6 protein-coding genes and 1 rRNA gene are annotated in these 9,745 nt (G+C 61.7%); 3 read left to right on the forward strand and 4 right to left on the reverse strand.

The window, feature by feature from the left end:
• Positions 1-106: 106 nt before the first annotated feature.
• The gene (locus tag V1290_RS23255) at positions 107-892 is read right to left on the reverse strand and encodes an MOSC domain-containing protein (protein ID WP_334366538.1); all 786 of its coding nucleotides are present in this window, start codon (positions 890-892) and stop codon (positions 107-109) included.
• Between the two features lie 324 nt (positions 893-1,216).
• On the opposite strand from V1290_RS23255, the gene clpB reads away from it, so the two are divergent.
• Complete coding sequence (gene clpB / locus V1290_RS23260) at positions 1,217-3,856, forward strand: ATP-dependent chaperone ClpB (protein ID WP_334366539.1); 2,640 nt, start codon at positions 1,217-1,219, stop codon at positions 3,854-3,856.
• 68 nt (positions 3,857-3,924) lie between these two features.
• Here the strand turns inward: clpB and V1290_RS23265 are convergent, their stop codons facing one another.
• Both V1290_RS23265 and V1290_RS23270 read right to left on the reverse strand, forming a co-directional pair.
• A complete protein-coding gene (locus tag V1290_RS23265; protein ID WP_334366540.1) occupies positions 3,925-4,188 on the reverse strand; it encodes a hypothetical protein in 264 nt (87 codons plus the stop codon).
• A gap of 77 nt (positions 4,189-4,265) precedes the next feature.
• Entirely contained in the window at positions 4,266-4,628 is a 363-nt protein-coding gene (locus V1290_RS23270) for an SPW repeat protein (protein ID WP_334366541.1), read from the reverse strand.
• A gap of 186 nt (positions 4,629-4,814) precedes the next feature.
• Here V1290_RS23270 and V1290_RS23275 point away from each other — a divergent pair, with 186 nt between their 5' ends.
• A complete protein-coding gene (locus tag V1290_RS23275) occupies positions 4,815-5,225 on the forward strand; it encodes a hypothetical protein (protein ID WP_334366542.1) in 411 nt (136 codons plus the stop codon).
• Positions 5,226-5,255: 30 nt separating this feature from the next.
• On the opposite strand, the gene V1290_RS23280 is transcribed toward V1290_RS23275, so the two are convergent.
• Positions 5,256-7,325 (reverse strand): M23 family metallopeptidase, encoded by a 2,070-nt coding sequence (locus V1290_RS23280; RefSeq protein ID WP_334366543.1) that lies wholly within the window; start codon positions 7,323-7,325, stop codon positions 5,256-5,258.
• A gap of 841 nt (positions 7,326-8,166) precedes the next feature.
• On the opposite strand from V1290_RS23280, the gene V1290_RS23285 reads away from it, so the two are divergent.
• Positions 8,167-9,655, forward strand: a 16S ribosomal RNA gene (locus tag V1290_RS23285).
• Positions 9,656-9,745: the final 90 nt, after the last annotated feature.

A 9,745-nucleotide genomic window follows, 5' to 3' on the forward strand; every position in this document is an offset into this window, starting at 1 on the left:
GCGTACTGGATCCCCGCCGGAGCCTGTCATCGGGCGCGCATTCGCGCGACCCGTTGGCGGGGATGACAGTCGCGTGAGCGTCGTACCCGCAATGGCAGCAGACGCCCTACAACAACTCGGCCTGCTCCGCCGCGATCGCTTCGCCGGTGCTGATGCTGCCGCCGGTGATCACCTCGGCATAGATCCCGCAATCGCCGTGGCCGAGTTGGCGCTGCAGCGCCGGGGGAATCGCGAGATCGCGCCCGGCCGTATCGGGATCGACATTGACAGCGGCGCAGCGGACGATGCGTTTCACCACCCTCAGCCTGATGTCGCCGATCGCAAGCGTCCGGTCGAGCAGGTCGAATTCGTGCCAGGCCGGCCAGCCCTCGACATAGAGATTGGCGCGAAAGCGAAGCGGATGAACGGGGGCGCCGACGATGTCCTCGATGGCGCGGACGCTGGCGAGGTTGATGATCGAAACGACCTTGCGGGCGACATCCGAAAAACTGTGGCCGGGGCTTTCCAGCACCTTTGGCGGGCCCTTGATCTGGCCGGCAAAGGCGGTGGCAAAGAAGTTCTCGATTGTCCGCCGGCCTTCGGCGGTCGCCAAATTGCCCTGGGCCGCAATCTCGCCGTTCCGGCGGATCGAGAGCACGTTGCTCGCGTCGTCGAAATGAGTGTGCAGGCCGGCCAGCCACTCATCCCGCATCAGCATCAGGAAGTGCGGCTTCGGCAGCCATTTCGGCTCCGCCGGATCGAAACCGGAGGGGCCGTTCTCGATGGCGTAGCGGCGGTCAGCCAAAAGGGTTTGTCCGGGCTTGAGCTCGGCACGGTCGAGCTGCTCCGGGGTCAGGCCCTTGACGGGGTAACGGTAAATCCCGGCGATCCGGGCGGGGGAGATGGCGTCCATGCGGCTTATTAAGAGATTCCTTCGGCTTTCGCCAACCGTTCCCGAATTTGTGAGTGGGCCTCTTCCGTTTTTCCCCACGATGCCCACATTCGAGGCAAGCCTGAAAAGCGGGCGACGACTGCGGCCGGTTGAGGAATGTCAATGCGGTTCGCGGATACCCAATGAAGATGCCGCAATCATGCCACGCGTGACCCGCGAAAGTGTGTGCGGTTTCGCGTCAAGGTCACGCGCCAAACATAAATGGGGCGCGATCGGACGCAAAACCGGTTTCCACTTTTGCTGATCGCGCCCCGGGTGGGCGCGGCATGCCGAGGGAAGCAAAAGATGAATATTGAAAAATACACCGAGCGGGCGCGCGGCTTCATCCAGTCTGCGCAATCGCTCGCCATGCGCGATGGGCACCAGCAGTTCTCGACGCTGCATGTGCTGAAAGTGCTGCTGGACGACAGCGAGGGACTGGCCGGCGGGCTGATCGACCGCGCGGGCGGTAATTCCCGCGCCATCCTCAAGACCACCGAGGACGCGCTGAAGAAGCTGCCGAAAGTCTCGGGCAGCGGCGCCGGGCAAATTTATCTTGCCCCAGATATGGCGCGCGCCTTCGGCGCGGCGGAAAAAGCGGCCGAGAAGGCCGGCGACAGCTTTGTCACGGTCGAGCGGCTGCTGCTGGGGCTGACGCTCGAGAAGAGCGGCGAGGCCGGTACCATTCTGAGCAAGGGCGGCGTCACGCCGCAAAACCTCAATGCGGCAATCGAATCGCTGCGCAAGGGCCGTACAGCCGATAGCGCATCGGCCGAAAACGCCTACGACGCGCTGAAGAAATACGCCCGCGACCTCACGCAAGCCGCGCGCGACGGCAAGCTCGATCCGGTGATCGGCCGCGACGAGGAAATCCGCCGCACCATCCAGGTGCTTTCCCGCCGCACCAAGAACAATCCGGTGCTGATCGGCGAACCTGGCGTCGGCAAGACCGCGATTGTCGAAGGCCTGGCGCTGCGTATCCTCAACGGCGACGTGCCCGAGAGCCTGAAAGACAAGAAACTGCTCTCGCTCGACATGGGCGCGCTGATTGCGGGCGCCAAGTACCGCGGCGAGTTCGAGGAGCGGTTGAAGGCGGTGCTGCAGGAAGTTACCTCAGCCGAAGGCTCGATCATCCTGTTCATCGACGAGATGCATACGCTGGTCGGCGCCGGCAAGGCGGACGGTGCAATGGACGCGTCCAACCTCTTGAAGCCGGCGTTGGCGCGCGGCGAACTGCACTGCATCGGCGCGACGACGCTCGACGAATATCGCAAGCATGTCGAGAAGGACGCCGCGCTGGCACGGCGCTTCCAGCCGATCTTCGTCTCCGAGCCGACGGTCGAGGATACGATCTCGATCCTGCGCGGCCTGAAGGACAAATACGAGCAGCACCACGGCGTTCGCATCACCGATTCCGCGCTTGTCGCCGCGACCACGCTGTCGAACCGCTACATCACCGATCGTTTCCTGCCCGACAAGGCCATCGACCTCGTGGATGAGGCCTCGGCGCGGCTGAAGATGCAGGTCGATTCCAAGCCGGAAGAGCTCGATTTGATGGACCGGGAAATCATCCGGCTGAAGATCGAGCAGGAGGCCCTGAAGAAGGAAACCGATCTCGGCTCGAAAACCCGCCTGCAGACGCTGGAAAAGGAACTGGCCGAACTCGAGAAGCAATCGGCCGACCTGACTTCGCGCTGGAGCGCAGAGAAGAACAAGCTGTCGAACGCGCAGAAGCTGAAGAGCGAACTCGACACCTTGCGCATCGAACTCGCCAATGCCCAGCGCCGCGGCGAATTCCAGCGTGCGGGTGAGCTCGCCTATGGCCGAATTCCCGAACTCGAAAAGAAGCTCGCCGAAATCGAAGCCAAGGAAGACGTGGGCGAGATGATGGAGGAGGCGGTAACCGCCAACCACATCGCGCAGGTGGTGTCGCGCTGGACCGGCGTTCCCGTCGACAAGATGCTGGAAGGCGAAAGGGACAAGCTCCTGAAGATGGAGGATAGCCTCGGCAAGCGCGTGGTCGGCCAGGCCGAAGCCGTGCGTGCGGTGGCAACCGCCGTGCGCCGTTCGCGCGCCGGCCTGCAGGATCCGAACCGCCCGATGGGCTCGTTCATGTTCTTGGGCCCCACCGGCGTCGGCAAGACCGAACTGACGAAGGCGCTGGCGGAGTACCTGTTCAACGACGAGACCGCGATGGTCCGCCTCGACATGTCCGAGTTCATGGAAAAGCACTCGGTGTCGCGGCTGATCGGCGCGCCTCCCGGCTATGTCGGCTATGACGAGGGCGGCGCGCTCACCGAAGCGGTACGGCGGCGGCCCTATCAGGTGGTGCTGTTCGACGAGATCGAAAAGGCGCACCCCGACGTCTTCAACGTGCTGCTGCAGGTGCTCGACGATGGCCGGCTGACTGACGGCCAAGGCCGCACCGTCGACTTCCGTAATACGCTGATCATCATGACCTCGAACCTCGGTTCGGAGTTTTTGGTGAACCAGCCGGAAGGCGAGGACACAATGGCGGTGCGCGAGCAGGTGATGGGGATGGTGCGGGCGCATTTCCGGCCCGAATTCCTCAACCGCGTCGACGAGATCATCCTGTTCCACCGCCTGCAGAAGAGCGAGATGGGCCGGATCGTCGAAATCCAGTTCGCCCGCCTGCAGAGGCTCCTGGAGGATCGCAAGATCACGCTGACGCTGGATGCCGCGGCGCGCGACTGGCTGGCCGCCAAGGGTTGGGATCCGGCCTACGGCGCCCGTCCGCTGAAGCGGGTGATCCAGCGCAACCTGCAGGATCCCCTGGCCGAGATGATCCTCGCCGGCGAGATCGCCGACGGCGACCGCGTCGTGATCTCGAGCGAAGGCAACGTGCTGACCTTCAACGGCAAGGCCGCGCAAACCGCGGAGATCGCCCAGTTCGAAGCACCGGTGCCGAAGCGCAAGCTGAATTGAGCCACACCAATGCAAAAGCCCCGAACACGCAATGTTCGGGGCTTTTGGCTAAGGCGCCTGTGGCTACGTCATTCCGTTGGACTGACGGCAGGCCCCGGCTGACCGGGATCATCGTCCTCGGGCTCGAGCTCCGTCAGTATATCCACGAGTTCGCGGACCCGGCCGGTCGCCAGCGGCCGGCCCGCATTCAGCATCGGCTCGTCATTGGCCATCCAGGCTTGAGCCTCCGCCAGCTCATCTACTGTGGCGCCGGTTCCGATGATCTGGGCGATCGTAACTTCATCAGCCCCGCTGACTGCCTTGATGATGTCGTCCCGGGTAATGCGGTTCATTGCTGCTCATCCCCTTCACGTCGCACCAACAACCGCCCGCCGCCAGCATGCGGCGGGCGGTACGCGAGCAAGGTGCCTCAGCGGCCCGTAGTAAGCCGCGGCGGGTATTGCGTCATGAGCCAGATTTCGATCGCCGCCAGCACCGCCACGGCAGCGCCGATCAACACATGCACCGTCATCGCCGTGGTCCCCTGGAAGCCCAATACCCAAGGCGATACCAGCGCCCACAGTCCGACGATCAGGTTCAGCCACTCCTCCCAGACCGCGAACGCTGCCAGCGCCGCTATCGCAATGATCGCGATCACGAGACCCGTGACGTAGGCGTTGGCGGAAACCGTTCCGGCCTCAAAGCCGCTGAACATCCACGGCGAAAAGAACAGTATCGCGCCGAGGACCAGGTTCGCGACGTCGCACAATTTTGCGTTGCTCCAATTCTCCATGGCATCCTCCATTGAAGATTTTGCCAATTAGTCAACCGTATAACGGCCGTGCGGGTTCCATCGGGGCCGCGACTGAACGCAAATTAATGAAACCGCGGGGCGGCGCTGCAATTGCCCTTGCAGGTAGTGGGCGTCGGCTACTGCCGGGAGCACCGGCCCAGAAACCCAAAGATAGGGTTCCCTCCGATGACAAAAGAAATAGTCCTACGCAACAGACCCGTCTTCGATCAGATCCACCCCAGTATCTATGGGGCCGCCGTCGGGCTTGTGGCGTGGTTTGCGGCAGCGGCCTGGATATTGTTCGACCGCGAGAGTGACATCGGACTTCTGCTGGCCATGGTCAGCGTATTGTTGCTGGTTGCCGTCCTGCTTCCGTGGTCGCTGTCGCTGGTCTGGAAGAGGCACGCGAAGCCACATCAACCGCACTCCGACGAGACCTCGTTTCATGACTGGAGAATTGGCGACTTCGCTGTCTGGGGCAGCAAGATCCATGGTACACAGGCGGCAATCGACATGCTGCTGCCGCTGGCCGCCGTTGCCTTCGGACTTACGGCGATCGGAATAGTCTTCCTGATCAGCGCTCGCGGGGCGCCGTAGATAAGTTGTCTCTCGGGGCGGCCTGAAGGCTCAGCGGCTGACCTGGCGGGTCTGCGGCGTGGTGCCGGTGGCTTCGGAAACCCGCGCCGAGTTGCCGCGGTTGCTCATCTGGGCGTCGAGACGGTCGCGCTCCTTTTCGAAGCTCGCCAGCATTGAGCCTTCGAGCGAACGGCCGCGCGGCAGCTTGACGCGCATCGGGTCGACGAAGCGGCCGTTGACCAGGATTTCGTAGTGGACATGGGCGCCGGTCGACATGCCCGTCGATCCGACGAAGCCGATCACCTGACCCTGCCGCACGCGCTTGCCGGGTTCCATGCCCTTGGCGAACGCCGACATGTGGCCGTAGGCGGTCTCGTAGCCGTTGTTGTGTTTCAGGCGAACGTATTTGCCGTAGCCGCCTTCCCAGCCGACCTTCTCGACCACGCCATTGCCGGAGGCGAAGATCGGCGTGCCGTAGGGTGTCGCCCAGTCCACGCCGGTGTGCATCTTGGTAAAGCCCAGGATCGGGTGGCGGCGGCCGCCGAAGCCCGACCGCATGATGGCGTTGTTGACGGGTTTGCGGACCAGGAACTTCTTCGCGCTCTTGCCGGTCTCGTCGTAAAAATCGACGACGGAATCGTCCGGGGTCTGGAAGCGATAGTATTTTTTGGTCTCGCCGCCGACGGTGAGGGAAGCAAACAGCACCTCGGTCTTTTCGGTGTTGGGGGTGGCTTCGTCGTCGCCGGCGAAGAACACGTCGAAGGAGTCGCCCGGTTGCACTTTGCGCTGGAAATCGACGTCGTAGGAATAGATGCGGACCATGTCCTCGATCACCGCGGCCGGCACCTTGTTGCGCATGGCGGTCTCGTAGATGCTCTGGTAGAGGCGGACGCCGCTGCCGTCATCCTCGTCGTCATCCTCGTCATCTTTGCCGGCGGGAGCCTCGGCGACGGTATTCATGCTCTGCACGTCGACCGCGACATATTTGCCGACGTCCGACAGCGCGGCCACGGCTTCGACGGTGGTGTCGTTGGCGACGATCACGCGATAGGGCTGCAGCCGGGCGGCAGGCCCGAGGCCCGAGGGCGCCATCAGGATGCGCAGCTTCTGGCCTTCCTTCAGGCCGCCGTCGCGGCCGCGGGCGCCAAGGGTCAACGCGATCGCCCTGGCTTCATCGGGCGTCGCGCCCTGGTCGCGCAGGATTGAAGCGATGCTGTCGCCCTTCCTCACGATGTGAACGCGTTCGCCGGTGGGGTTGCCGCCGGTGATCTGGTCCTTGGTCTTCGGCAGCAGGGTGACATTTTCCGGCACGATGCGGGTTTCAAAGCCGGCATAGGGATCGGAGACGTTGCCTTCGGTGGCATAGGCGAGCTTGAGATCGGACTGCACGCCGCTGGTGTCAGCGGCGGCATTGGCAAGCGCCGTGTAGCGGACGCCGCCCGAGCCGCGCCAGTTCGCGGCATCCCGCACCCGCATCAGGACTTCGTCCAGCGCGACCACGGCGGAGACTTTCGCCTTCGGCAGCACCGTTGCGAGATCCTTGGTCACGAAGGAAACCTCGGCGTCGGGTTCGACCGCCTCGGGATTGTTCGGATCCTCGGAAGCCGGCTGAGTCGAACTGCCGACATCGGTGAGCATGCGCTGCGCGTTGAACGGCGGGATCTTGGCGGCGAGATCGCTCGTCGTCATCGATAGATTGCCGGAGATGCGAACAAATGGCCGCACCCGCATCACGTCGCGGTTCCCGACGCGGGTAACTGTCGATACCCGCATTACATTGCGCGAGGCGGTGGATTCGCCGGGCGGCGGCAGGCGGTCGCTCTTGTGTAGGGTGGCGGTGCGGTCATTGGCGCCGAATGCCCCGCGCAACGCGCCTTCGACCCGCTCCGGCACTTTGGCAAAGGTCATTTCGCCGTCGAGGGACGCAAAAACGGCGCCGCCGATGAGGGCCGCGCCGCACAGACCGGTGAGGATAGTGCCGCTGAACCACTGTACAGAGACACGGCGGCGATCAATCACCGCGGCTTCGGAGCCATCGACGGAAAGTGGCGGCTCGTGACCGAGATCAATGATCCCGATCTCGCGTCCATAGCCGCTTCCGCGTGGCGCCTTCTGGCTCAACCCTGTGTCCCCCCAAATTCCATCGACATCCGACAAGACCTCGCCCGATCCAGACCCCACGTTTCCGCCCTTTTGAGGGAGCGAGTCCGGAGCATGGCGTTGCCGCACGCATGGAAATTCGGGAATCAGAGGCCAGAAGAAGACCGGCCGCAGTCTCGAACGTCAATGGTCAGCAGATCTCTCGAAGTTTCCTGGCCGCGTGGGAAAGGCGACGGGTTCCTCGAGACCGCCTGTCCCGGGTAGATGAACACCGGGCAGCCCCCACTGGCATCCGGTGATTCAATGCTTACCTTATAGTCAGAACGTCGCAGGATTGTGGCTCAAGTGCGGCCAAAGGCCCGAAACATAGGGACTTCTTGGCGTCCCAAAATTCTTCGACGTGATGCGACAATTTGTTGACGAAGGGCGTTGACAACCCCGATCGGGCGGGCCTATAAACCGGCCACTGAGCGCGGCGATGCATTGGCCCCGAGGCCAAGGCATCTCTTCGCGCCCCGTAAGCTCCTCATTACGATGAGTGACTCAACAGCCGATACAAGTCGGTTGTTATTTGTCGTCGGATGGGTGGCTACGGAACCTTCCAGAGATGGAAGGGTGGGATCCCAAGTGATCCCGGGCTGTTTGACAAGTGAAGATGAAGAAAGAGAAACGTGGACGGCGGAGTCCTTGCGAGTCTCGATCGCTTGAATACGCAAGTATTGAAGCGTTGGGGCTGGACGAAAGACTTCGGCGGTACACGTTTTAAAGGTTACACCATCGTCGTCAGCGATGTGAATCGCGGGCGATAAATATGGTGGGACCTCGTCAAACGTTGTGATCAGCCGGTTCAAGGTTTCAAGTCCAACTTGAGAGTTTGATCCTGGCTCAGAGCGAACGCTGGCGGCAGGCTTAACACATGCAAGTCGAGCGGGCGTAGCAATACGTCAGCGGCAGACGGGTGAGTAACGCGTGGGAACGTACCTTTTGGTTCGGAACAACCCAGGGAAACTTGGGCTAATACCGGATAAGCCCTTACGGGGAAAGATTTATCGCCGAAAGATCGGCCCGCGTCTGATTAGCTAGTTGGTGAGGTAATGGCTCACCAAGGCGACGATCAGTAGCTGGTCTGAGAGGATGATCAGCCACATTGGGACTGAGACACGGCCCAAACTCCTACGGGAGGCAGCAGTGGGGAATATTGGACAATGGGCGCAAGCCTGATCCAGCCATGCCGCGTGAGTGATGAAGGCCCTAGGGTTGTAAAGCTCTTTTGTGCGGGAAGATAATGACGGTACCGCAAGAATAAGCCCCGGCTAACTTCGTGCCAGCAGCCGCGGTAATACGAAGGGGGCTAGCGTTGCTCGGAATCACTGGGCGTAAAGGGTGCGTAGGCGGGTCTTTAAGTCAGGGGTGAAATCCTGGAGCTCAACTCCAGAACTGCCTTTGATACTGAAGATCTTGAGTTCGGGAGAGGTGAGTGGAACTGCGAGTGTAGAGGTGAAATTCGTAGATATTCGCAAGAACACCAGTGGCGAAGGCGGCTCACTGGCCCGATACTGACGCTGAGGCACGAAAGCGTGGGGAGCAAACAGGATTAGATACCCTGGTAGTCCACGCCGTAAACGATGAATGCCAGCCGTTAGTGGGTTTACTCACTAGTGGCGCAGCTAACGCTTTAAGCATTCCGCCTGGGGAGTACGGTCGCAAGATTAAAACTCAAAGGAATTGACGGGGGCCCGCACAAGCGGTGGAGCATGTGGTTTAATTCGACGCAACGCGCAGAACCTTACCAGCCCTTGACATCCCGGTCGCGGGCCCCAGAGACGGGGTCCTTCAGTTCGGCTGGACCGGAGACAGGTGCTGCATGGCTGTCGTCAGCTCGTGTCGTGAGATGTTGGGTTAAGTCCCGCAACGAGCGCAACCCCCGTCCTTAGTTGCTACCATTTAGTTGAGCACTCTAAGGAGACTGCCGGTGATAAGCCGCGAGGAAGGTGGGGATGACGTCAAGTCCTCATGGCCCTTACGGGCTGGGCTACACACGTGCTACAATGGCGGTGACAATGGGATGCTAAGGGGTGACCCTTCGCAAATCTCAAAAAGCCGTCTCAGTTCGGATTGGGCTCTGCAACTCGAGCCCATGAAGTTGGAATCGCTAGTAATCGTGGATCAGCACGCCACGGTGAATACGTTCCCGGGCCTTGTACACACCGCCCGTCACACCATGGGAGTTGGTTTTACCTGAAGACGGTGCGCTAACCGAAAGGGGGCAGCCGGCCACGGTAGGGTCAGCGACTGGGGTGAAGTCGTAACAAGGTAGCCGTAGGGGAACCTGCGGCTGGATCACCTCCTTTCTAAGGATGGTCCTTCAGATAGCTTGCTATCTATCGGATCGTTTTAGAAACATCAGTGGCCAACAATCGTCAGGATTGTTGAGCTGCATC

It is taken from the genome of Bradyrhizobium sp. AZCC 1578 (genome assembly GCF_036924675.1).
Taxonomy (GTDB): Bacteria; Pseudomonadota; Alphaproteobacteria; order Rhizobiales; family Xanthobacteraceae; genus Bradyrhizobium.